The organism is Paraburkholderia flava (assembly GCF_004359985.1).
GTDB lineage: Bacteria > Pseudomonadota > Gammaproteobacteria > Burkholderiales > Burkholderiaceae > Paraburkholderia > Paraburkholderia flava.
In genome coordinates this window covers 1906955-1931104 of the sequence record NZ_SMRO01000002.1, presented here as the reverse complement: position 1 = coordinate 1931104, position 24150 = coordinate 1906955, and the positions used below count along the sequence as shown (strand labels likewise).

Below are 24150 nucleotides of genomic sequence, written 5' to 3'. Positions count from 1 at the left end.
GGTCAGCCTCGAGACTTGCTTTCGGCGTGTCGGCCGGGCGTCTTTTCGCGGTTCAGACGCGGCTCAAAAATCTGCCTGGCGAACATGAAACTTTTCACAAAAGGTCTGCTGCTGATCGCGGTGCCGAGCGCCGTCGAACTGGTGCTGCTCGGCGTCGTGTTCGACGCGCAGGAGCGCACGACGCAGGCCGCGCAGTGGTCGACCAACAGCAAGCAGATTCTCTATCAGGCGTCCTCGGTGATCGACCCGCTGTTGCGCCAGGCGGCGCGGGTGCGCACGGGGATCGTCGTCGGCGACGCGTCGTTCATCGACCGGCATGCGGTGTGGGTCGACCTGTCGGACCGGCTCACGCATCTGGAGCAACTGGTCGCGGACACGCCGCAGCAACTCGCGCGCGTGCAGCGGATGCGCGGCGAGATCGAGGCGTACCGCAAGCAGGCCAACGAAATCGCCCAGGCGTTGCGCGAAGGACGCAGCACGGCCCCGTTCGCCGCCGACGAGGGCAGCGACATGCCGACGCAGATCGCCGCGTTCCGCGACGAACTGAATACCCTGATCGCCGAGGAATCGCGGCTCGACGCGGAGCGCAGCGCGTCGCTTGCGCATACGCGCGAACGTCAGCAGTACGCGCTGATCGCCGCCGTGGTCGGCTCGATGCTGATCTGGGCGGCGACCGCAGCCGCGTTCGCGCGCAACATCGGGCGTCGGCTCGACGTGCTGACCGACAACGCGGCCCGGCTCGGCAGCGGCCAGCCGATGACCGCGCCGCTGTCCGGCAACGACGAAATCGCCGCGCTCGACACGGTACTGCACCGGACCAGCGCACGGCTGCGGGTCGCCGAGCGCGACCAGGCGGTGCTCAAGGCGCGGCTCGAAACGCGGGCCGCTGAGCTGGCCGGCGTCAACGAGGAACTGCGCCAGGAAACCCAGGACAACGAGATGTTCATCTACAGCGTGTCGCACGATCTGCGCTCGCCACTCGTGAACCTGCAGGGGTTTTCGAAGGAGCTGCAGGTGTCGTGCGACGAACTGAACACCGTGGTCGAGGCCGCACATCTACCGGAGACCGAGCACAAGCGCCTTGCGCGCGTGCTCGATGGCGACATCCGCGAATCGCTGCAGTTTCTGCGCACGGCGGTCACACGCGCAGCGTCGATCATCGATGCGCTGTTGCGCATCTCGCGCGCCGGGCGGCTCGAATATCAGTGGCAGCGGGTGAGCGTGGGTCGCGCGGTTGCGCGGGTCGTCGATGCACTGCAGAGCGCGATCCACGAGCGCGCCGCGCTCGTCACGGTGCGCGACCTGCCGCCGGCCTGGGGCGACCCGGCGGCGATCGAGCAGGTCTTCGGTCAACTGATCGACAATGCCGTGAATTTTCTCGACCCGGCCCGACCCGGCCGGATCGAGGTCGGCGCGCTCGAACCCGAAACCGCCGACGCACCGCCCGCCGGGTCACCGACACCTGGCCTGCAAGGCTCGCCCGGCTCGCTGATTCCTGCATCGACGCGCATGCGCACTTACTATGTACGCGATAACGGGCTTGGCATTCCCGCCGCCTACCTGTCGAAGACCTTCCGCGCGTTCCAGCGCCTGCACGGCGACGTCGCGAAGGGCGACGGCATCGGCCTCGCACTCGTGCGACGGATCGTCGAGCGGCATGGCGGGCGCGTCTGGGTGGAGTCGGCGGAAGGGGCGGGCTCGACGTTCTTCGTCGTGCTGCCCGAACAACCGGTGAGGTTCGCATGACCCGATCGATTACTATCGCGGCGCAGACAGATCAAAGCCACGGAGGCAGTTACATGACAACCACAAACGGGGACACGGTCGGCATCATCCTGATCGAGGACGATGACGGACACGCGACCCTGGTCGAACGCAACCTGAGGCGTGCCGGCATATCGAATGGATTCATGCGGTTTTCGGACGGGCAGGAAGCGCTCGATTATTTTTTCGGGGGAGCAACGGGTGGTACAGCAAGCGCGGCTGCAGGCGCCGGCGGTGGAGAAGCGGACTCGCGGCCGCCGCCCGCGCAGTTGACCAATTTCGTCGTGCTGCTCGATCTGAAGATGCCGCGCGTTGACGGCTTCGAGGTGCTGCGCCGGCTGAAGACGTCGCCGACGACCGCAGCGGTGCCGGTGATCGTGCTGACCACGACCGACGATCCGCGTGAGATCGCGCGCTGCTACGAACTCGGATGCAACGTCTACATCACGAAGCCCGTCGAGTACGACGCGTTTATCGAAGCTGTGCGGCGACTCGGCTTTTTCCTGCAGGTGGTGAAGCTGCCGCCCGGCCATCCGCTTTCGAAACCGTAAGCGCAAGCCGACCGCATTCCGCTACGCTATGAGTTGAACGGGGGCGTGGCGGTCTGTCCGGTGTGCGGCACGAGGCCCTGCCGCGCCGCTGCTTTTGCCCCTGCTTTTGCCCCGATCAACACCGGCCGACTCCGAGAAGAGCCCGCATGACCGAAGACGTTTTCACGCATCCCGCTGCCTACGTGCTTGTCGTCGACGACGACGAGGGCATCCTGCGGCTCGCGCGCAAGTCGCTCGAACGCGCGGGGTGTCGCGTGGCCGCGAGCCGTTCGGTCGGCGACGCGCGGGCGCGCATCGTCGACGGTGCGCCGGATCTCCTCGTGCTCGACTACCAGCTCGATGGGCCGGAATCGGGCCTCGATTTTTTCCGTCGTCTGCGGGGCGAGGGCGTGCGCATTCCGGCGATCCTCGTCACCGGTTTCACCGACGAATCGCGCGTGATCGAAGCGTTGCGCTCCGGCGTGTCGGACGTCGTGCCGAAGTCCGGCGATTATCTCGACTATCTGCCGGAAGCGGTCGAGCGTGTGTTGTCGCAGGTGCGTCTGCAGAAGGCATCCGCCGATGCGCAGATGCTGCGCGACCGCGAGGCGCATTACCGGACACTGTCCGAAGCGCTGCCTCACCTGGTACTCACCTGCGACGCGGAGGGCAGCTGCGATTTCGTGTCGAAGCAGTGGCGCGAATACACGGGCTTGAGCGACAGCATGTCGCACGGTCTCGCGTGGCTCGACGCGGTGCATCCGGAAGATCGCGACGAAATTCGCCGCACCTGGCTGAAGACCGTGCGCAGCGGCACGACCGACTATCAGCACGAATTGCGGATTCGTCGTCACGACAGCGCGTATCGCTGGTTCGATGCGCGCATCGTCGCGATGCGCGAGCCGAACGGCACTGTGACGCAGTGGTTCGGCAGCTGCACGGATATCCATCAGCAGCGTGAAGCGACCGAGGAGCGTGAACGGCTGCTCGAGTCCGAACAGGCGGCGCGGCAAAACGCGGAAGATGCGAACCGCGCGAAGGATCGTTTTCTCGCGATGCTGTCGCACGAACTGCGCACGCCGTTGACGCCGGTGCTTGCCGGCACGCGCGTACTCGAACTGATTCCCGAGCTGCCCGACAGCGCGCGCTCGAGCGTGCGGATGATCCGCCGCAACATCGAACTCGAAGCGCGTTTGATCGACGATCTGCTCGATCTTACGCGGGTGGCGAACGGCAAGCTGCGGCTGTCGCTGGAAACCGTCGACGTGCATGAAGTGATCGACAGCGTGCTCGAACTGTTCCGCAGCGAGATCCAGGTGAAGCAGCAGGACGTGCACATCGAGAAGCACGCGACGCATCACTACGTGCTCGCCGACCGCGCGCGGCTGCAACAGATGCTGTGGAACCTGATCCGCAACGCGGCGAAGTTCACGCCGGACGGCGGCCACATCTATGTACGCACTGTCGACGAGCGGATGCAGATCCATATCTCGATCGAGGACACCGGCATCGGCATCGAGCCCGAACAGATCGGCAAGCTCTTCAACGCATTCGAGCAGGGCAGCCAGCAGATGACGCGGCAGTTCGGCGGCCTGGGTCTCGGCCTCGCGATCACGAAGGCGCTCACCGACGCGCACGGTGGTTCCGTCACGGCGCACAGTCCGGGCGCGCATTGCGGTGCGACCTTCTCGATCACGATGCCGACCGCCGAGGCGCCGATCGAAGAGCCGGTCGTCGCGCCGCCGAGTGCGCCGCATCCGGCCGGTCTGCTGACCATCCTGCTGATCGAGGATCACGTCGACACAGCCGAGGTAATGGCACAGTTGATCCGCGGGCTCGGTCACGACGTGACGGTCACCGGTTGCGTCGCCGATGCGCTCGCCGCGACGCAGACGAATACGTTCGATCTCGTCGTCAGCGACGTGGGACTGCCGGACGGCACCGGCCTCGATTTCATCAAGGCGTATCGCGAGCATTCGAACGTGCCGGCAATCGCGCTGACCGGCTTCGGTACCGACGAGGATGTGCGGCGCTGTCTCGCAGCCGGTTTCAATTCGCATTTGACGAAGCCGGTTAACTTCAGCCAGCTCGAACAGCTGATCGAAGGCGCGGCCAATGCGAAGGCGCTGGAGAGCGGAGACGGCGAGGGGCAGAGCGCGACGGCTTGAGGCCGCAGCATCGACGGCACTGCATCCAAATAAAAAGGCCTGCCGCGTTCAACGCGAGCAGGCCTTCTTTTTTGAGATGCAGATGCAGCAGTAAAGCAGCAAGCAGACGTTAGCGCGGTGCCTTCAGTGCATCGCGGATTTCACGCAGCAGCACGACGTCTTCCGGCGGTGCCGGCGGCGGTTCGTCGGCCTTAGGCTTGCGCAGGTTGTTGATGAACTTGACCATCAGAAAGATGATGAACGCGAGGATGATGAAGTTGATCAACACCGTGATGAACGAGCCGTAGCCGAACACGGCGACGCCCGCGGTTTGAAGATCTTTAAACGATTCGGGGCTGCCCTTGAAGTTGTCGGGAATGCGACCGAGCAGGATGAACTTGTTCGAGAAATCGAGGCCACCGGTTACCACGCCGATGATCGGCATGATCAGGTCTTTCACCAGCGAATTGACAATGGTGGAGAACGCACCGCCAATGATGACCCCGACCGCGAGGTCCATCACGTTGCCCTTGAGGGCAAATTCCTTGAATTCCTTGACCATGCTCATATGGGGTTCCTCCCTGAAGTGGATGGCGCCATGATAGCCAACCCTCCACGCGACGGGTAGTGTTTTGCTGCGACCCCGTTGCGCGCGTGTGCTTGCGTGTGCGTTTGGGCACACGTCGCGCGCGCTCATTGCACGCTCATTGCACCTTACGTCCGCGTTCGATATGAGTCGCGAAGGTCTGCGGATCGGTATTCGTCCCGCATAGCAGGACACCGACACGCTTGCCCTGCAGCGTCTCGCGCAGCGGTCCGAGCAACGCGGCGGTCGCTGCTGCGCACGCGGGTTCGACCGCGAGCTTCAGTTGTGCGAACAGCGTGAGCATCGCCGAGCACAGCGCGTCGTCGCTGACGGTGACGATCCGGTCGATATGACGGCGGCACAGCTCGTAGCTGTATTGCTCGGTGTGCGGTGCCATTAGCGAGTCGGCGATGCCGTGCATCTGGCCCATCTTGATCGTGTGATTGGCCGCGAAGCTGCGGCTCATCGCGTCCGCGCCCTCGGGCTCGACGCCGTACACATGCACGCGCGGATTCGCGAGACGGAGCGCCGTCGACACGCCGGCTGCAAGGCCGCCGCCGCCGATCGGTACGATCACCGCGTCGAGGTCCGGCGTCTGCGTCGCCCATTCGTAGCCGAGCGTCGACGTGCCGAGCACGGTGCGATAGCCGTTGAACGGATGCACGAAGTAACGGCCTTCCTCGGCCTCGACACGGCGCACGATCTCGAACGCTTCGGCGGGATTCTCGGCGATCACGATGTCGGCCTTGTACGCCTTGCACAGCGCAACGCGCGCCGGATTCGCCGAGCGGAACAGCACGACCTTCGCGCTGATGCCAAGACGCATCGCCGCATACGCGACCGCGACCGCATGATTGCCGCCCGATACGCAGGTCACGCCCGCGTTGCGTTGCGCTTCGTCGAGTGCAAGCAGATTCGTGAATGCGCCGCGTGCCTTGAAGCTGCCGGCCGACTGCAACAGTTCGAACTTGAAGTTGACCACCGTGCCTTCGAGCGACGGAAAATCGAGCCGGTCGAAGACGGGTGTGCGCACGACCCACGGTGTGAGCGTGAAATGCTGCGCGGCGATTTCATCGAGCGTGGGGATCGGTTCGCCGTCGATGGTGTGGTCGGTGGGTTGCGGTGTGGCGGTGGACATGGTGCGGGTTCGGTTGCGAGGGCGTATGTGGTTCGAGCGTGTTTCGTTCCGGGCTGCGGCAACGGTCAGCGCGCGGCCGGAACAGCGGCCGGTGTGCCCCGGCCGCGTAGCGTGCGATGCGTTAGCGCGGATGCGCGTCGACGGACATGCTGTGCACGAACTTGCTCAGGAAACGCTCGCAGGCCGCGAGCTGTTCGAGCGCGACGAATTCGTTTGCCCGGTGTGCCTGCTGGATGTCGCCGGGGCCGCAAACAATGCTCGGAATGCCCGCGAGCGAAAACAGACCGGCCTCGGTGCCGTAGGCGACCTTGCGCTTTTCCTGATTCGCGGTGAGTGCGCGCACGAGCTGCGTGATCGCGGCCTGTTCGGTCGAATCGAGGCCCGGTGCCGATGAGATTCTCTGGAATTCGATCGCCGCCGACGGATGTTCGGCGAGCATTTTCGGCAGAAGCGTGTCGCGTGCGTACTCATCGATGCGTGCGAAGATCAGTTCCGGATCGAGCGCGGGCAGGTTGCGGAATTCGAACTCGAAGCGGCATTCGGCCGGCACCGTGTTGATCGCGTTGCCGCCTTTGATCATGCTGGTCTGCGCGGTCGTGAAGGGCACGTCGTAGAGTTCGTCGAACGGGCCTTCGGCGCGGAATTTGTCGGCCATGTCGCGGATGTAGCAGATGAGCCGTGCCGCGTATTCGATCGCGTTGAGACCCTTCGGCGTCAGCGACGAATGCGACGCCTGGCCGCGGATGCAGCACTGGTACGCATTGATGCCCTTGTGCGCGACGACCGGGCGCATGCTGGTCGGCTCGCCGACAATGCAGCCTTCGGGTTTGATGCCGCGTTTCAGCAAATCGGTGATCAGCAGCGGCGCGCCGACGCAGCCGACTTCCTCGTCGAACGACAGCGCGAAGTGGATCGGTTTCGCGAGCTTCGTTCGCTGCATTTCCGGCACGAGCGTCAGTGCCGCACCGATGAAACCCTTCATGTCGCAGGTGCCGCGACCGTAGAGCTTGTCGTCGCGCACTTCGGGCTTGAACGGATCGCTGTCCCATTGTTGACCGTCGACGGGCACGACGTCCGTGTGGCCCGACAGCACGATACCGCCGTTGGTCTCACCGTCGTGCGCGGGGATCGTCGCGAACAGGTTCGCCCATTTGCCGCTTGCGTCGTGCGTCAGCGTCGACTCGATGCCGTGGCCGCGCAGCGCGTCGCGCACGGTTTCGATCAGCCCGAGATTCGGATTGCGGCTGACCGTGTCCATCGACACGAGGCGGGTGACCCAAGGGAGCGAAGCAGGAGAGGATGAGGCAGAAACGGCGGCGGTCTGTGCGGATTCAACGACCTGAGACATGACGAAACTCCGGCGGAATGGTCTTTCGATCATACCCAAAAAGCGCGCCCCGGGCTATGTAACGCGCATGCAGCGCGCCGTTCTGGCGCGCTGCAGCATGCGTTTGAAATGGCTTGCGGTAGGGCTTGTGTGCAGCTTCGATGGAAGGCCGTTTATCCGACGGTTTATCGAGCCGCCGAGCGAGCCGGAGCCGCAGCCCGCGCGGGTGCGCCGAGCGCACGCAAGGTTTCCTTGACGGTCGCGACACGCACCGACAGATCAGGCGTGCGCGTCTCGATGCGCAGCTTGTCCTGGCCCGCGAGCTTGATGTGTTTGTGCTTCTGCACCATCTCGATGATTCGCATGCCGTCGACCGGCGGATTCGGAATGAACTGCAGGCCGATCACCGTTTCGCCTGCATCGATCTTCGAAATGCCGAGCGGTTTCGCAGCGAGCCGCAGCCGGTGCGTTTCGACGAGCGCCTGGGCCTGAGGCGGCAGCTTGCCGAAGCGGTCGATCAGTTCTTCCTGGATGCCGTCGATCGAATCGTCGTGTTCGCAGTTCGCGAGCCGCTTGTACAGCGACAGACGTTCCTGCACGTCGCCGCAATAGTCCGCGGGCAGGATCGCCGGTGCGTGCAGGTTGATCTCGGTCGTCGCGGCGAGCGGCGCGGTGAGGTCGGGCTCGCGGCCTTCCTTCAGCGCTTTCACCGCATCGTTGAGCATGTCGGTGTACAGCTGGAAACCGATCTCGTGAATCTCGCCCGATTGTTTATCGCCGAGCACTTCGCCGGTGCCGCGAATCTCGAGGTCGTGCATCGCGAGATAGAAGCCCGCGCCGAGTTCTTCCATCTGCTGGATCGCTTCGAGCCGGCGCTGCGCCTGCTTCGTGAGTCCCTGCGGATCGTGCACGAGCAGATACGAATACGCCTGGTGATGCGACCGGCCGACACGTCCGCGCAACTGGTGCAGCTGCGCAAGACCGAACTTGTCCGAGCGGTGGATCAGGATCGTGTTAGCGGTGGGGACGTCGATGCCGGTTTCGATGATCGTCGTACACAGCAGCACGTTCGCGCGCTGCGCGACGAAATCGCGCATCACGCGTTCGAGTTCGCGTTCGTGCATCTGGCCGTGCGCGACCGCGATGCGCGCTTCGGGCACCAGTGCTTCGAGCATCGCGCGGCGATTCTCGATCGTCTCGACCTCGTTGTGCAGGAAGTACACCTGGCCGCCGCGCTTCAGTTCGCGCAGCATCGCCTCGCGGATCACGCCGTCTTCCTCGCGACGCACGAACGTTTTGATCGCGAGCCGCTTCTGCGGCGCGGTCGCGATCACCGAGAAATCGCGCAGCCCTTCGAGTGCCATGCCGAGCGTGCGTGGAATCGGCGTCGCGGTCAGTGTCAGAACGTCGACTTCCGCGCGTAGCGCCTTCAACGCTTCCTTCTGGCGCACGCCGAAGCGATGCTCTTCGTCGATGATCACGAGGCCGAGCCGCTTGAACTGCACATCCGACGACAGCAGCTTGTGCGTGCCGATCACGATGTCGACGCTGCCGTCGTTAATCTGCTCGATCGACGCGTTGACTTCCTTCGTGGACTTGAAGCGCGACAGTTCCGCGATGCGGACGGGCCAGTCGGAGAAGCGGTCGGTGAAGGTCTGCGTGTGCTGTTCTGCAAGCAGGGTGGTCGGCGACAGCAGCGCGACCTGTTTGCCGCCCATGACCGCGATGAACGCGGCACGCAGCGCCACTTCGGTCTTGCCGAAGCCGACGTCGCCGCAGACGAGGCGGTCCATCGGTTTGCCGCTCGTCATGTCGCCGATCACGGCGGCGATTGCCGCGGCCTGATCGGGGGTTTCCTCGAAGCCGAAGCTCTCGGCGAATTTCACGTAGTCGCGCGGTTCGAGCGCGAACGCGTGTCCCTCGCGCAGCGCGCGGCGGGCGTACAGGTTCAGCAGTTCGGCGGCGGTGTCGCGGATCTGCTGGGCGGCCTTGCGCTTCGCTTTTTCCCATTGACCCGAGCCGAGCGAATGCAACGGCGCGCTATCGGGGTCGGCGCCGCTGTAGCGCGAGATCACGTGCAGTTGCGAGACGGGGACGTAGAGCTTGCTGTCGCCCGCGTATTCGAGGTGCAGGAACTCGGTCTCTCCTTCGCCGAGATCCATCGACACGAGCCCCATGTAGCGGCCGATGCCGTGTTGCACGTGAACGACCGGGTCGCCGATCTTCAGCTCGGACAGGTCGCGCACCATCGAGTCGACGTTGCTCGCCTGTTCCTGGCGGCGACGTCCTGTACGGCGCGCCAGCGGACCGTATAGCTCGGTCTCGGTGACGATCGTGACGCCTTCGCCGGGGATCGAGAAGCCGTTCGCGAGCGGCGCGACGCCGAGCGAGAAGCGTAAGTCGGAGGTGAGCCAGTCTTCGTAGCTGTCGCTCGAACCGGGGCGCAGGTGGTTGTCCACCAGCAGTTGCGCGATGGTCTCGCGACGTCCGGCGGATTCGGCCGCGAACAGCACGCGGTTCGGTGTGGTGTCGAGGTACGCGCGCAGCGCGGAGACGGGGTCGTCGGCGTGGCGGTCGATTGCGAGATTCGGCAGCGCTGCGGCCCAGCCTCCCGCAGCAGACGGCAGTGCGAGGCGCGCGAACGGCTTCGCGAACGCGAAGAAATCTTCGTCCGACAGGAACAGACGCGCGGGCTCGAGGATCGGCCGCTCGCGATCGTGCGACAGGAAACCGAAACGCTGCTTCGTATCCGCAGTGAAGCGACGGATCGCGGTCTCCAGATCACCGACGAACGCTAGCTGCGCGTGCTCGGGCAGATAGTGGAAGAGCGTCGCGGTCTCTTCGAAAAACAGCGGCAGATAGTATTCGATACCCGCCGACGGCACGCCATTGCCGATGTCCTTGTAGATCGACGCGCGGCTCGGGTCGCCTTCGAAGACTTCGCGCCAGCGGCTGCGAAATGCGGTGCGCGCGGTTTCGTCGAACGGGAATTCGCGACCGGGCAGCAGTCGCACGTCGCGCACTGGATAGAGGCTGCGCTGCGTATCGGGATCGAATGCACGGATCGAATCGACCTGGTCGTCGAACAGATCGAGCCGGTACGGCAGCGGCGAACCCATCGGGAACAGGTCGATCAGCGAACCGCGCACGCAATATTCGCCGGGCCGCACGACCTGGCTCACGTGCTCGTAGCCGGCGAGCGTGAGCTGCGCCTTTAGCTTCGCTTCGTCGAGCCGCTCGCCCTGCGTGAACGAGAACGTATACGCGGCGAGAAACGACGCGGGCGGCATCCGGTACAGCGCGGTCGTCGCCGGGACAAGCAGGATGTCGCAGCGCCCCTCGCCGAGATCGTGCAGCGTGGCGAGCCGCTCGGAAACGAGATCCTGGTGCGGCGAGAACGAATCGTAAGGCAGCGTTTCCCAGTCGGGCAGCAGACGGATCCGCGCCTGCGGCGCGAAAAACGCGATCTCCTGCGCGAGCCGCTGCGCGTCGACTGCGTTCGCGCACACCACCGCGAGCAACGGCATCTCCTGCCGGTACGCCAGGTGATAACGGGCGATCAGCAGGGCGTCGGACGAACCGTGCGTGCCGTCGAAAGCGAAACGCTGGCCGGCCTTGACGAGGGCGACGGGAGACGGGGAGTGCGGGGAAGCAGGGGTGTCGGGCATAAAGAAAAAAGCGGCCGGTGGGGGCGTTGGCGCAGCGAATGAGCGGGAAGTCTACGCGTGTTGCCCACGGATTGCCGATATTGCCGATGTTCGGGCGTGGACTCGAAGGACCTATTATAAAATCCGTCCTCTACTTTCACTCACGGCGTTTGCCTTTCGTGACTTCACGTCTCTTTGCCCTGATTCCGTGCGCAGGCACCGGTAGTCGTTCCGGCTCCACCGTGCCCAAGCAGTATCGGACCGTCGCCGGCCGCGACCTGCTGCATTATTCGCTCGCCGCGTTCGACGCATGCAGCGAATTCGCGCAGACGCTCCTCGTGATCGCCGCCGACGATCCGCACTTCGACGCTCGCCGCTTCTCGGGGTTGCGCTTCGCGGTGCGCCGCTGCGGCGGGGCGTCGCGCCAGGCAACCGTGCTGAACGGACTGCACGCGCTCGCGGAGTTCGGCGCACACGATGACGACTGGGTGCTGGTGCACGATGCCGCGCGTCCGGGCATCACGCCCGCGCTGATCCGCACGCTGATCGCGGCGGCGAAGGACGACCCGGTGGGCGGCATCATCGCGCTGCCGGTTGCTGATACGCTCAAGCGCATCGCGCCGGATAGCGATGGACGGATTGCGCGTACCGAAGCGCGCGACGGACTCTGGCAGGCGCAGACGCCGCAGATGTTCCGGATCGGCATGCTGCGCGACGCGATTCTCGCCGCGCAGCGCGAAGGCCACGACCTGACCGACGAAGCGAGCGCGATCGAATGGCTCGGTCATGCGCCGCGTCTCGTGCAAGGCAGCCTGCGCAATTTCAAGGTCACTTACCCGGAAGACTTCGGCCTTGCCGAAGCGATTCTCGGTCGGCCGGCGCCTTAGACCCCATCGGTTACTTCATCTTCAACGGACGGATTCACGCATATGGATTTCAGGATCGGACAAGGGTACGACGTGCATGCGCTGGTGCCGGGGCGGCCGCTGATCATCGGCGGTGTGACGGTGCCGTACGACCGTGGGCTGCTCGGCCATTCCGACGCGGACGTGCTGCTGCATGCGATCACCGATGCGCTATTCGGCGCGGCGGCGCTGGGCGACATCGGCCGTCACTTTCCGGATACCGACAAACAGTTCTTCGGCGCGAATAGTCGCGTGCTGCTGCGCGAATGCGCGGCGCGCGTCGCGAAGGCGGGGTTCTCGATCGTCAATGTCGACAGCACGGTGATCGCGCAGGCGCCGAAGCTCGCGCCGCACATCGATGCGATGCGCGCGAACATTGCCGAAGATCTGGGGTTGCCGCTCGATCGCGTCAACGTTAAAGCGAAGACGAACGAGAAGCTGGGCTATCTGGGGCGCGGCGAGGGCATCGAGGCGCAGGCCGCGGTGCTGTTGAATCGCGGTTGAAGCAAATTTGAGCCGCGTATAAGACGTGCTGCACGCGGGCCGCGCAGGCTCGTGCGTTTTGTGCGGAACACACGCTCCACGCGGCCGCTCATGCGGCGCTCCGGTTGCCGGTGCGCCGCTTGTTTCTCCACTTACTTCCCTTCAGCTTCGATCACCTGCGCAGCGGCATTGACGACCGCTGCGATGCGGCCGACGTCGCGCACCTGCGTCGAGCTCATGCCTTCGGCGAGTAGCGTGTCGAAGTGCGACTTCACGCAGAAATGGCACTTGCCGATGATCGATGCGGCCAGCGCATACATTTCGAAGCGACGCTTGTCGACGCCGCCGTGCGATGCGTAAGCGTTCATCCGCAGACCGGCCGGTTGCGACTTGAGGTCGGCATTGCCCGTCATCTCGACGTACGGATACCACACGTTGTTCATGCCCATCAGCGCGGCGGCGGTCAGCGCGCCATTCGTTTCTTCCGGCGACAGCACACCTGCATTGCGGATCGCGTCGATTAGCGTCTTGCTCTTCGCGGCGAACGCGGCGGCCAGCGCGACACCGACGGCGTCGTTGCCTTCGAGCGACGAGCGGCCGATCGTGCCGTCGAGGTTCAGACGGATGTCCTTTGCGTAGTCGGGGATGAGTTCCTTAATCGCGCCCAAGAATTCCATTGACTTCTCCTATCAATCTGTCGCAAAAAAAGCCCGCTGGCTCTTTCAAGCATAGCGGGCTCCGGGTGGCCACGCTTACAGCGTCGAGCCGCCGACTGCACGGTTGCACGGGCACAGTTCGTCCGTTTGCAGACCGTCGAGGATACGCAGGACTTCGTCCGGGTTACGGCCGACGTTCAGGTTGTTCACCGACACGTGCTGGATCGTGTTGTCCGGATCGACGATGAACGTCGCGCGCAGTGCAACGCCGGCTTCCCGGTCGCGAATGCCGAGCTGGTCGATCAGTTCGCCCTTGACGTCGCCGAACGAGTAATGGTTCAGCTTGTCCAGATCCTTGTGTTCGCGACGCCATGCGAGCTTCACGAATTCGTTATCGGAACTGCCGCCGAGCAGAACGGCATCGCGCTCTTCGAACTGCTTCGCGAGCTTGCCGAATTCGACGATTTCGGTCGGGCACACGAAGGTGAAGTCCTTCGGGTAGAAATAGAGGATCTTCCACTTGCCCGGGAACGACTGTTCGGTGATTTCTTCGAACGCCGACACGCCGTTTTCTTCATGGTTGTTGAAGCCCGGCTTCGCTGCGGTGACGGTGAAAGCTTCGAGTTTATCGCCGACGGTTTTCATGCGGATGCTCCTGTAGAAAGGTTGCAAATGGGTGAGTCAGACTGCCTGTTCAAGCTACCTGCACGGTGTAACGGAGGCGTTACATACCTGCAACTATAACTCTATTGACTAATAGAATCAATAGTTTTTATCTAATATGGTGGATAGCTTTTATTCAATGCGCCGATAGGGAACTTCGGCGCGACGCGCGGAGGGGCTCAATTTGAGAGAAAACGGCTCAGATCCGTCGGGCGGCTTGAGTGCTTAAGTGCCCTTGGCGAGCGGGAATTCGATCGTCACTTCGAGGCCCGGTCCCGGCGCGCGATTGCGCAGGCGGAGCGTGCCGCGATAACGGCTGACGAGCCGTTGAACGATCGCCATCCCGAGCCCCGTGCCGTTCGCCTGGGTACGCGCCGAATTGACGCGATAGAACGGACGCGTGACGAGCGCGAGCTGATCTTCGGGAATACCTGGACCCTCGTCGACGACCGAAAGCTCGACGCGCGAATGCGAGACCCGCGTTTCGAGGATCACGTGCGGAATGCCGTCGGCCTCGCTCAACCCGTACTTGCGCGCGTTCTCGACCAGATTGCCGACGACGCGTCGCATGTCCGTCTCGTCGGCCTCGATCACTGCCGATGGCGCGAGGCGCGTGATCAGACGCATGCCGTCCTCGTTCGACAGCCGCGCCGCGAGTTCGCCCGCGATCACCGACAGATCGACTGGTTCGGGCATCCGTTGCACCGGTCGTGCGTAGTCGAGGAAGCGGCCGATGATCATGTCCATCTGCTCGATGTCGTCGATCATCGCGTCCTTCGTCGTCTGGTCGGACGGGCTCATTTCGGTTTCGAGCCGCAGTCGCGCGAGCGGTGTGCGCAGATCGTGCGAGATCCCCGCGAGCATCAACGCGCGGTCGGCTTCCAGCTGCTCGAGGTCCTGCACCATCTGGTTGAAGCTGCGGTTGGTTTCGGCAGCGACACCCATGCCGCGCTCGGGCAACAGCTCGGGCGACTGTCCCGAGCCCACCTTGCGCGCCGCCAGTGCGAGCCGCGCGAACGGACGGTTCACGAGACTCGTGATGAACGCCGCGCCGAACAGCGACAGCGCGAGCGCGAACACGCCCCAGCCGGCCCATTGCAGACCTGTCGCGTTATCGAGCTGATCGCGATCGAGCGCGACCCAGTAATCGTCGTCGTCGATCTTGAAGCTGATCCACACGCCGGGAATGTCGTTGACCGACTGCGCGATCACGGTGTCGTCGCCGAGCCGGCCACGGATGTCGTGTTCGATCAGCCGGTTCAGCGCTTCGTCGGGCTGGAGCCGGTACTTGTCGGTGGTTTCGCGCGGATAGACGCGCACGCCCTCGTTGCTCTCCAGATCCTGCAGCAGCGCGCGCCGCAGGTCGGGATCGGAGTAGAGGAGCGCGGTGCGCGTGAGCTTCACGATGGCGACGAGCTGCAACGCGACCCGCTGTGCACGCGGCTCGCGTTCGATGACGCGGAAGCTCTGGAACCAGGCGGCGAGACTGACGGCGATCAGCAGCGCGATCAGTAAAAAAGTCCGCCAGAAAAGGCCGCCGAACGCAAGCGTCAGGAGGCGCCGGTCAATCCGCATGGGCCCTTCATGTCGAGAGAAAGCAAACAGACTCAGGCTGCGCCGTCAGGGATGAACACGTATCCGAGACCCCACACGGTCTGGATGAAACGAGGGCTGCCAGGATCGGGCTCGATCAGTTTGCGCAGCCGCGAAATCTGCACGTCGAGACTGCGGTCGAACACTTCGTATTCACGACCGCGTGCGAGCTCCATCAATTTTTCACGCGACAACGGCTGACGCGGATGACGCGCGAACACCTTCAGTACGGAGAACTCGCCGGTAGTGAGCGGAATTTCCTGACCGGCTTTAGTGAGCGTGCGCGTCGCGAGATTCAACGCGAATTCGCCGAACTCGAATACCTCGGTGGTTTCGGACGGTGCGCCCGGCAGTTCCGACGGCGACTGACGACGCAGCACCGCATGAATACGCGCGACGAGTTCGCGCGGATTGAACGGCTTCGGCAGATAGTCGTCGGCACCCATCTCGAGCCCGACGATGCGATCGACGTCTTCACCCTTGGCGGTGAGCATGATGATCGGCGTGCGATCGTTGCTGCCGCGCAAACGACGGCAGATGGAAAGCCCGTCTTCGCCTGGCAACATCAGGTCCAGCACGAGCAGATCGAAACGCTCGCGGACCCACAGCTTGTTCATTGACGGAGCGTTTTCGGCGACGTAGACATTGAAGCCCTGTTCACCGAGATAGCGGCGCAGCAAGTCGCGAAGACGCGGGTCGTCATCGACGACGAGGATTTTCGAAGGGTTTTTGGTTTCCATGGTCGGCATCTTAGCGCGATTAGAAAGAGGCGCGCGGTTGCAGCAATTGGCGGGTTACAGTCAGTTACAAAATTTACCCGCATGGTGGCACGACGTAAAGCGTCGACGCGTAGACTCCTTTACTGATTGCGGCTGTTCGGTGGATACTTCACACGACTAAAACTCTCGCACCCGGCTTTGCAGCGGGGTCTGTACACGCATTTGAGGTAGCCGGTTGCCGCGCGACGAAGGGAACAAGATGAAGGGAGGGGTTTGGCCGAACGTTCGGCTAAGCATCACTGCGCTGGCTGTAGCCGGCACGCTCGCAGGTACCTTCGGCCCGCAATCCGCCCGTGCGCAATCTCCCGATCACGCCGCGAGTTCTCGCGGCCCGTCGCACTTCAAGCTCAATCGTCAGTCACACAATCCCGATCGTTCCGCTGCCTCTGCATCGGAGTCGATGATGCGCCCAGTCGTTCCCCCCGATCTCGATCAACGTCGCCGCGATGGCCATATGACGCCTGAAGAGCGGCGTCTGTTGCGTCAGCATATCGAGGACGCGGTCCGCGAGTTGTACAAGCGATAGACGTTTCGCATCTGTCCGCGCCGTCAACGGAAGCACGCAACACGCCGTTGAATCCGGCAGACGAACGCATTGCCCGTTGCGCGGGCCCGAGCCGTCCAGCAGGACGGCGTGAACGGAACACGAACGATGAACCTCTGTCACCGGCTCGCCCGGTCTGCATTGACCGGTGTGCTCGTCGCGATAACCGCCGGCGTGCTTGCCGCGCCGCATCCGTCGGCGCATCGGGCCACGACAGCTGTACCTGCGAAAGTCACGTCCACTGAAGATCAAACGCTGCTCGACGCTGACGACGCGCGCTTCTTTCTCACTCGCGTCGGCTTCGCGCCGGACGCTACGGAAGTGGCGAACTACGTCGGCTTGACGCGTGAACAGGCGGTCGATCGCGTTCTCGCGGACACGCGAACCGATGCAATCACGCCGTTACCCGCCTGGGCGAGCGAACCGATTCCGACGCGCGCCGAACGCAATGCATGGACCTCCGACGAGCGTCGCGACGAACAGCGAACGCGCGGTGTGCATTACGAAGAGTTACGCGCGTGGTGGGTGCGCGAAATGGTGACGACGCCATCGCCGCTGACCGAGCGCATGACGCTTTTCTGGCACAACCACTTCACGTCGGGGCAGGACAAGGTCGCGTACCCGCAGTTGATGGCGAAGCAGAACGCGCTGTTGCGTCGCGACGCGCTCGGCAACTTCGGCGCGATGCTGCACGACGTCGCGAAAGATCCCGCGATGCTGCTGTATCTCGACGGCGCCGGCAGTCGCAAGGGCAAACCGAACGAGAATTTTGCCCGCGAGGTGATGGAGCTGTTCACGCTCGGCGAGGGGCACTACTCGCAGCGCGATGTGTCGGAGGCGGCGCGAGCGTATACCGGCTGGACACTTGATCCCGACACGCAGGCCTACGTGTGGCGCGCTGCCATGCACGACGACGGCATCAAGACCGTGCTCGGACAAAGCGGTACGTTCGACGGCGACGAGACCCTCGACATCCTGCTCGCGCGTCCCGAAACAGCGACGTTCGTCGTGACGAAGCTCTGGCGCGAGTTCGTCTCCGATACGCCTGATCCGGCGCAGGTCGCTGTTGTTGCCGGACGCTTCCGTGCGAGTCGCTACGACATCAAGGTGGCGTTGCGCGGGCTCTTTCTGAGCGACGCATTCTGGAGTGACGACAATCGCGGTGTACTCGTCAAGTCGCCGGTGGAATTCGTCGTCGGCGCGCTGCGCGCATTCGATATCGGTTACGACACCACCGCGTCGTTCGCCACGACGATCCGCAATCTTGGCGAGAACCTGTTCTATCCGCCAAACGTGAAGGGCTGGCCCGGTGGCGAGACGTGGATCAATAGCTCGACGTTGCTCGCACGCAAACAGTTCGTCGAGCAGTTGTTCCGTGCCACCGAGGGGGCTCGGCCGCCGCACGCAAAGACAGCCGGTGCTGGAATGCAGATGATGCAGTCCGGACCACACGCTGCTGCGCACGCGGAGCGCCGCGGAGTACGCTTCGATATCGACGGCTGGCTCGCTCACTACAATGCAACGCCCAGCGCGAAGGCGGGGCTGTCGACCGAATTGCAGTTGCAGCACGCGGTACTGCCCGTTGCGCCCGTCGATGCGATCGAGACGAATTCGACGGGCAGCACGTATCTCGAGGCACTGCTGATGGACCCCGCATACCAGTTGAAATGACGATCGCGATCATCGAGCCGATGACGACGATCATGGACGAGGCGACAGCATGAAGCGACGCAATTTTCTTTCGATGACTGCAGCGATGGGCACGTCGCTATGGCTGCCGGGCGCGTTCGCGGCACAGCAGACCGCGGCCACGCAAGCCGTCGGCGGCGCGATGGCACAGGGCTACGGCAATCTGTTGATCCTCGTCGAACTGAAGGGTGGCAACGACGGCCTGAATACGGTTGTGCCGTACGCTGACCCGACGTATTACACGTTGCGCAAGAACATCGGCATCAAGCGCGAACAGTTGATCCAGCTCGACGAGCGTACTGCACTGCATCCGTCGCTGAAGTCGTTGATGCCGCTGTGGCAAAGCAGGCAACTCGCGATCGTGCAGGGCGTCAGCTACACGCAGCCGAACCTGTCGCATTTCCGGTCGATCGAGATCTGGGACACCGCGTCGCGTTCCGATCAATACCTGCGGGAAGGATGGCTCACGCGCGCGTTTGCAGAGCGGGCAGCGCCGGCGGGATTCGTCGGTGACGGTGTGGTGATCGGCAGTGCGGAGATGGGGCCGCTCGCAAACGGCGCGCGCGCGATCGCCCTCGTGAATCCTGCGCAGTTCGCGCGCGCATCGCGACTCGTGACGCCAGTGTCGCTGCATGAGCGCAACCCCGAACTGGCGCACATCCTCGACGTCGAGAACGACATCGTCAAAGCGGCTGACCGCTTGAGACCGCGTGCCGGCCAGTACGCGCTGAAAACGACGTTCCCTGGCGGGGCGTTCGGGACGTCGGTGAAGACCGCGATGCAGGTGCTCGCCGCGAGCGGTACACCGCAGGGTACGCCGCTCGCGGGACAGGGCGTGGCGGTGATCCGTCTGACGTTGAACGGCTTCGATACGCACCAGAATCAGCCGGGACAGCAGGCCGCGCTACTAAAGCAACTCGCCGACGGGCTGGCATCGATGCGCGATGCGCTCGTCGAACTCGGTCGATGGAACAGCACGCTGGTGATGACCTATGCCGAATTCGGCCGGCGACCGCGCGAGAATCAAAGCAACGGCACCGATCACGGTACGGTCGCTCCGCATTTCGTGATGGGCGGCCGGGTGCGCGGCGGTCTTCATGGCGTCGCGCCGGTGCTGGCTCAACTCGACGGCAACGGCAATCTGCCGGTGGGCGTCGATTTCCGGCAACTGTATGCGACCGTGCTCGGGCCATGGTGGGGACTCGACGCGACGTCGATCCTGCAGCAGCGGTTCGAACCTCTGCCGTTGCTGCGGGTGTGAACGCGATCGCGAGAACGACGGTTCACGCGGCACGCCACGCGAGCCATAGTTTGCGAATCGGCGTGAGCGCGATGCGCTGATGTAGCACCTGGTAACCGTCGCTCTCAATTTCGTCGAGCAGCGCGAGGGAGAGCGCAGTCAGTGCGCGCAGCGTGCGCTGATTGCGACGCTCTTCGGGCGGCAGTGCAGATAGCGCATCTCGCAGCGCACCGCGAGCACGGTCGGTCTGGAAGCGCATCAATTCGGTGAACGCGTCGCTATAGCGGCGGTTGATCAGATCCGCAGCGGTCACGTTGAAGCGCTGCATTTCATCGATCGGAATATAGATGCGACCGTGGCGCGCATCGTCGCCGACGTCGGCCACAATTTGCGCGAGCATCAGCGCATGGCCGAGCGGCGCGGCCCATTGCGGTGCCTGCTCGGGTGCCTGTGCGGTTACACGTGCGACGAGCGACGCGAACGTGCCGCCGACGCCGTCGATATAGCGCCGCAGATTCGCGTAATCGAGGTAGCGCGCCTGATCCAGATCCATCTCGAAACCAGCAAGCAGCGACTGCAATGCGGGCAGTTCAATCGACACGTCTTTGAGATGAGCGGCCAGCGCTTTCGATACCGGATGCGACGGCGAACCTGCCCCGAGCGATGCAATTTCTTTTTGCCACCACGCGAGGCGAGTGCGCCCGACAGTCGGATCGCTGGTCTCCTTCACTGTTTCCTCGAACTCGCGACGCAACGCGAAGAGGGCGGTCAGCAATGGCTGACGCGCAAACGGCGCGCGGCGCAGCGCGTAATAGCTGCTCGATCCGGGCGGTGCCGCTTTTTGCTGGCAATAGTCGTCGAAATTCACTTGAGCGGGGACGTGTGGGGGCGCGGACGCAAGAGCGCGCGCAGGCGTTGTTTACTGCTCGATGTGGCCTACGGCGAGAGCCCGAAATTGTAGCATCGGACCCGGTCCGGACATGCAGACAAGCCGCAGACGATCAGTTAGAATTTCGCCCTTACGCTTTCGGGTGCCGCTTGCGGTGGCATCAGATGGCAAGCCAGACATCGGACGTACGGGTTGCATGCGTCGTCCGGCTGCGAGGATGGCGAAATTGGTAGACGCACCAGGTTTAGGTCCTGACGCCAGCAATGGTGTAGGGGTTCGAGTCCCCTTCCTCGCACCATACTTTTCTCGGAAAACCCGCCGGTCGACAGACCTGCGGGTTTTTTGCTTTTGGGGTGGATGAATCAACGGACATCCAGTTCTTGCAGGCGTGGCGCTCGATTCACATCACTTTAAGCAACAGTGAGTTTCATTGATAAGGGTTTACCCTATATCAATTCCTCTTTAGACTCCTGATATCGACGAAGGGCGCCAACTGCGAACTCTCCGTCTTAATAAAGAACCTGGAGGTTAAGAGTATGAAGTCCCTGTTTGAAGCCATTGCCATCGCCGCTCTGATTACCGCACCGCTCGCGGCATTCGCCCAGTCCACCAACCAGCCGTTGACGCGTGCTGAAGTTCGCGCGGATCTCGTGCGAGTGGAGCAGGCAGGTTTCGATCCGACCGATCGCGTGCATTATCCGCAGAACATTCAGGCCGCCGAAGCACGTATCGCCGCCCAAAACGCGGCGCATGACAGCGGCGTCGGCGCATCGACGAACGGTTCGTCGCAGTCGGGTCAATAAGGCGCGATTCGTTGTATCCGTTTTGTGCTGCGGATCCCGATCCAGGTCGTTGCGCGCGGGAACGTGTGGAACTGATAGGTAGGGATTCTTCAGCGGATTCGGTCATCGCGTGCAAGATCGGTGCTGCGGATCAATCTACGCAAAGCAGCAGGTGAGATTGACTGAGCTGTTGTCAGTTGCCGTGGTGGTTAGGGCTGTAAAGGTTTACGCAATTATTTCCGTTGCTTCGCTGCAACAAAATGCGTAATCGGTATTTGTACCCGTTGCTGTGAAATTGCCCGCCGTGCAATCTCGGTATGCCTTCCGAGGGCATGGGCATACGGAGAAGAAGCGCACAGCCATCCAGCCCGGTTGTAAATCCAAAAACGGTCGAGAGAATGCGAAAATGCGCCTCACCGCCCAATCAAGCCCGCTCCGCGGGCTTTTCTTTTTGGCTCGAAGGAATCTCAGTCGGGGACCGCTTTGCGACTCGTTCTGAGCCTCTCTGTAATTTCATTTTTGAGCGGCTTTGTCGCTGCCTGAGCGCGTTTCGCGACGATCGCGCCGTGGGCGACGCGCGCACGTCCAGAGGCAGGGCCGACTCAAGTGTGATCATCAACGATCCATGGTGCGATTTCAGTTAATCTCGTTGCACCAGCAACGAAGCGTGACCATTCTGTAGAATGAAGTAATCTGCCTTTCCATATCGAACAGAATCAGGAGACCGTCATGCAAGCCGTCGATTCCCCGTCCGCACGCACCGCCGGGAACTCCGATCCGGCCGACGACGAGCGTGCGCTACGCGTCCAGCTGGCCGGCACGTATCGTCTGTTCGCGATGCTCGGATGGACTGAGTTGATCTACAACCACATCACGGTCCGCATCCCCGGTCCCGAGACGCATTTCCTGATTAATCCGTTTGGCCTCCACTACACCGAGGTCACGGCGTCGAATCTGGTCAAGATCGATCTGGACGGGCGGGTGATCGGCGCGTCGGACTATCCGGTGAATCCGGCCGGCTTTGTCGTTCATGCTGCGATTCATCGGGCGCGTCCCGACGCGCACTGTGTGATGCACACGCACACGACGGCGGGCCTCGCGGTCGCGTGCTCGCAGGTGGGGCTCGAGAACTCGAACTTCTATTCCGCGCAGCTCTACGGAATGGTCGCGTATCACGACTTCGAGGGCATCACGATCCGTGCGGATGAAGGTCCGCGTCTCATCGAGCATCTCGGCGACAAGTCGTTGCTGATCCTGCGCAATCACGGGCTGCTGGCGGTCGGGACGACGATCGCGCAAGCCTTCTCGCGACTGTGGACGCTCAACCGAGCATGCGAAATCCAGCTGGCGACCGCCGGGCTTGGCGCCGCCCGCGTGATTCCGGACGATATCGCTGCGCGCTGCACACGCGATTCGCTGCAATTCGATCCGCGTCACGGCGCCGGTCGCGACGTGCTCGATGCGCTGCTCCGCCAGGTCGACCGGCTTGATCCGTCCTATCGAAATTGAGGCAACTGAGGCAAACATGAGCGTTTCTTCTCCCCGTACGGTGGTGGTCGGTGCAGGCGCGATCGGCGGTTTGATCGCGGCGGCGCTTGCGCGTGCCGGTCACACCGTCGGCGTGCTCGCGCGCGGCAAGACGCTCGATGCGATTCGCGCAGACGGCATCCGCGTGCTCGACGGCGATCGCGAATCGACGATCCCGGTTGCAGCCGACGACGATCCCGCCGCACTGGGCGTTCAGGATTTCGTCGTCGTCGCATTGAAGGCGCAGGCGTTGCCGGCCATTGCTGAGAGCCTGCGTCCACTGGTCGGACCGCACACCGTGATCGTCGCAGCGATGAACGGTTTGCCGTGGTGGTTTCTCGACGGTGTCGACGGGCCGCTCGCGGGCGAATCGATCGAAGCAGTCGACCCCGCAGGTGTCGTGTCGGCAGCGCTGCCGTGCGCGCAATCGATCGGTTGCGTCGTGCATCTGTCGTCGTCGACCGATGCGCCGGGTGTGATCCGTCGCGGCCGTGGCAATCAACTGATCGTTGGCGCTGTACGAGATGCGCTGGCCGACGCCGCCCGGGCGTTCGCCGCCGCGTTGCAGGAGGGCGGGTTTGACGTCACGGTGAGTGGCGATATCCGCACGGATATCTGGGTGAAGCTGTGGGGCAACATGAACATGAATCCGCTGAGCGCGCTCACCGGTTCCACGGCGAGCCAGCTACTCGACGATCCGTTCACGCATGCGCTCGTGCTGCGCATGATGGAAGAGGCCGATCAGATCGGCGAACGGCTCGGGCTGTCGACAGGCATGAGCGCGCCGGAACGTGTCGCCTTGACGCGTAAGCTCGGCGCGTTCAGGACGTCGATGCTGCAGGATTTCGAGGCCGGCCGAGCGCTGGAGATCGGTCCGATTCTTGGGGTGTTTCCTGAGCTCGGTCATCGGTTGAACGTGCCGACGCCTTATTGCGATGCAGTGCTCGGGTTATTGCGGCAACGGGCAGCGAATAGCGGACTCTGATTCCGCAGGCCGATCCAGTCGATTGCATAAGCCCGCGAAAGCGGGCTTTTTAACGTGCACGAAAAAGCGGCGTAAGTCGATTTTATTGCGCGCAATATCATGCCCTCCGTTAGTTATCTAGAAAATCGTCGGGCGGGATACGAGATATCCGCCATTGCCGGAACTGGACTGCCGCCAATAAATCAGTCATATTTCGACGCGTCGAAGAGGGCGCGGTGGACCACTTACTCATCCTGCCCGTCTGCATGGTTTGGCGGCCCACACGGCGCCGCTTCA

Annotated in this window: 20 protein-coding genes and 1 tRNA gene; 12 read left to right on the top strand and 9 right to left on the bottom strand. The window is 63.2% G+C overall.

The genetic code is table 11. From position 1 onward, the window contains the following. The first annotated feature begins 84 nt into the window (after nucleotides 1–84). The 3 genes from E1748_RS20060 to E1748_RS20050 all read left to right on the top strand — a co-directional run bounded on the left by E1748_RS20060 (nucleotide 85) and on the right by E1748_RS20050 (nucleotide 4462). Nucleotides 85–1746: a sensor histidine kinase gene (locus E1748_RS20060; protein ID WP_133648897.1), complete on the top strand. Its 1662-nt coding sequence runs from the start codon at nucleotides 85–87 to the stop codon at nucleotides 1744–1746. Nucleotides 1747–1799: 53 nt separating this feature from the next. Beyond that, on the top strand, nucleotides 1800–2315 hold the full coding sequence (locus E1748_RS20055) for a response regulator (protein WP_133648896.1): 516 nt from the start codon (nucleotides 1800–1802) through the stop codon (nucleotides 2313–2315). 146 nt (nucleotides 2316–2461) lie between these two features. Then, nucleotides 2462–4462: a hybrid sensor histidine kinase/response regulator gene (locus E1748_RS20050; RefSeq protein WP_133648895.1), complete on the top strand. Its 2001-nt coding sequence runs from the start codon at nucleotides 2462–2464 to the stop codon at nucleotides 4460–4462. Between the two features lie 109 nt (nucleotides 4463–4571). Here the strand turns inward: E1748_RS20050 and mscL are convergent, their stop codons facing one another. From mscL to mfd, 4 genes are all read right to left on the bottom strand, one after another. After that, entirely contained in the window at nucleotides 4572–5009 is a 438-nt protein-coding gene (gene mscL / locus E1748_RS20045) for a large conductance mechanosensitive channel protein MscL (RefSeq protein ID WP_133648894.1), read from the bottom strand. A 136-nt stretch (nucleotides 5010–5145) separates the two neighbouring features. Continuing rightward, the gene (locus E1748_RS20040) at nucleotides 5146–6165 is read right to left on the bottom strand and encodes a threonine/serine dehydratase family protein (RefSeq protein ID WP_133648893.1); all 1020 of its coding nucleotides are present in this window, start codon (nucleotides 6163–6165) and stop codon (nucleotides 5146–5148) included. A 121-nt stretch (nucleotides 6166–6286) separates the two neighbouring features. After that, a complete protein-coding gene (gene argE / locus E1748_RS20035) occupies nucleotides 6287–7513 on the bottom strand; it encodes an acetylornithine deacetylase (RefSeq protein ID WP_133648892.1) in 1227 nt (408 codons plus the stop codon). Between the two features lie 164 nt (nucleotides 7514–7677). After that, nucleotides 7678–11160 (bottom strand): transcription-repair coupling factor, encoded by a 3483-nt coding sequence (gene mfd, locus E1748_RS20030; protein ID WP_133648891.1) that lies wholly within the window; start codon nucleotides 11158–11160, stop codon nucleotides 7678–7680. A gap of 158 nt (nucleotides 11161–11318) precedes the next feature. Between mfd and ispD the strand changes: the two genes are divergently transcribed. Together ispD and ispF are read left to right on the top strand one after the other, a co-directional pair. Beyond that, entirely contained in the window at nucleotides 11319–12026 is a 708-nt protein-coding gene (ispD, locus tag E1748_RS20025; protein ID WP_133648890.1) for a 2-C-methyl-D-erythritol 4-phosphate cytidylyltransferase, read from the top strand. A gap of 42 nt (nucleotides 12027–12068) precedes the next feature. Next, nucleotides 12069–12548: a 2-C-methyl-D-erythritol 2,4-cyclodiphosphate synthase gene (ispF, locus tag E1748_RS20020; protein ID WP_133648889.1), complete on the top strand. Its 480-nt coding sequence runs from the start codon at nucleotides 12069–12071 to the stop codon at nucleotides 12546–12548. A gap of 131 nt (nucleotides 12549–12679) precedes the next feature. On the opposite strand, the gene E1748_RS20015 is transcribed toward ispF, so the two are convergent. From E1748_RS20015 to ompR, 4 genes are all read right to left on the bottom strand, one after another. Beyond that, nucleotides 12680–13204 (bottom strand): carboxymuconolactone decarboxylase family protein, encoded by a 525-nt coding sequence (locus E1748_RS20015; protein WP_133648888.1) that lies wholly within the window; start codon nucleotides 13202–13204, stop codon nucleotides 12680–12682. A 75-nt stretch (nucleotides 13205–13279) separates the two neighbouring features. Beyond that, nucleotides 13280–13828 (bottom strand): peroxiredoxin, encoded by a 549-nt coding sequence (locus E1748_RS20010; protein WP_133648887.1) that lies wholly within the window; start codon nucleotides 13826–13828, stop codon nucleotides 13280–13282. A 243-nt stretch (nucleotides 13829–14071) separates the two neighbouring features. After that, complete coding sequence (locus E1748_RS20005) at nucleotides 14072–15421, bottom strand: ATP-binding protein (RefSeq protein ID WP_133648886.1); 1350 nt, start codon at nucleotides 15419–15421, stop codon at nucleotides 14072–14074. 32 nt (nucleotides 15422–15453) lie between these two features. Further along, entirely contained in the window at nucleotides 15454–16188 is a 735-nt protein-coding gene (gene ompR, locus E1748_RS20000; protein WP_006048917.1) for an osmolarity response regulator transcription factor OmpR, read from the bottom strand. Nucleotides 16189–16417: 229 nt separating this feature from the next. Here ompR and E1748_RS31810 point away from each other — a divergent pair, with 229 nt between their 5' ends. The 3 genes from E1748_RS31810 (at nucleotide 16418) to E1748_RS19985 (ending at nucleotide 19712) form a co-directional block, all read left to right on the top strand. Continuing rightward, on the top strand, nucleotides 16418–16744 hold the full coding sequence (locus E1748_RS31810) for a hypothetical protein (protein WP_133649446.1): 327 nt from the start codon (nucleotides 16418–16420) through the stop codon (nucleotides 16742–16744). Nucleotides 16745–16870: 126 nt separating this feature from the next. Continuing rightward, nucleotides 16871–18433, top strand: coding sequence for a DUF1800 domain-containing protein (locus E1748_RS19990; RefSeq protein WP_133648885.1), 1563 nt, complete (start codon nucleotides 16871–16873; stop codon nucleotides 18431–18433). Nucleotides 18434–18482: 49 nt separating this feature from the next. Beyond that, nucleotides 18483–19712 carry a DUF1501 domain-containing protein gene (locus E1748_RS19985; RefSeq protein ID WP_133648884.1) on the top strand — a complete coding sequence of 410 codons (1230 nt, stop codon included), beginning with the start codon at nucleotides 18483–18485 and terminating at the stop codon, nucleotides 19710–19712. A 22-nt stretch (nucleotides 19713–19734) separates the two neighbouring features. On the opposite strand, the gene hpnD is transcribed toward E1748_RS19985, so the two are convergent. After that, nucleotides 19735–20559, bottom strand: a complete 825-nt coding sequence (gene hpnD / locus E1748_RS19980; RefSeq protein WP_133648883.1) for a presqualene diphosphate synthase HpnD — start codon at nucleotides 20557–20559, stop codon at nucleotides 19735–19737. Nucleotides 20560–20791: 232 nt separating this feature from the next. Here hpnD and E1748_RS19975 point away from each other — a divergent pair. The 4 genes from E1748_RS19975 to E1748_RS19960 all read left to right on the top strand — a co-directional run bounded on the left by E1748_RS19975 (nucleotide 20792) and on the right by E1748_RS19960 (nucleotide 23874). Next, nucleotides 20792–20878, top strand: a tRNA-Leu gene (locus E1748_RS19975). Between the two features lie 238 nt (nucleotides 20879–21116). After that, complete coding sequence (locus E1748_RS19970; RefSeq protein WP_133648882.1) at nucleotides 21117–21383, top strand: DUF4148 domain-containing protein; 267 nt, start codon at nucleotides 21117–21119, stop codon at nucleotides 21381–21383. A 708-nt stretch (nucleotides 21384–22091) separates the two neighbouring features. After that, a complete protein-coding gene (locus E1748_RS19965) occupies nucleotides 22092–22871 on the top strand; it encodes a class II aldolase/adducin family protein (protein ID WP_133648881.1) in 780 nt (259 codons plus the stop codon). A gap of 16 nt (nucleotides 22872–22887) precedes the next feature. Then, nucleotides 22888–23874: a 2-dehydropantoate 2-reductase gene (locus E1748_RS19960; RefSeq protein ID WP_133648880.1), complete on the top strand. Its 987-nt coding sequence runs from the start codon at nucleotides 22888–22890 to the stop codon at nucleotides 23872–23874. Nucleotides 23875–24150: the final 276 nt, after the last annotated feature.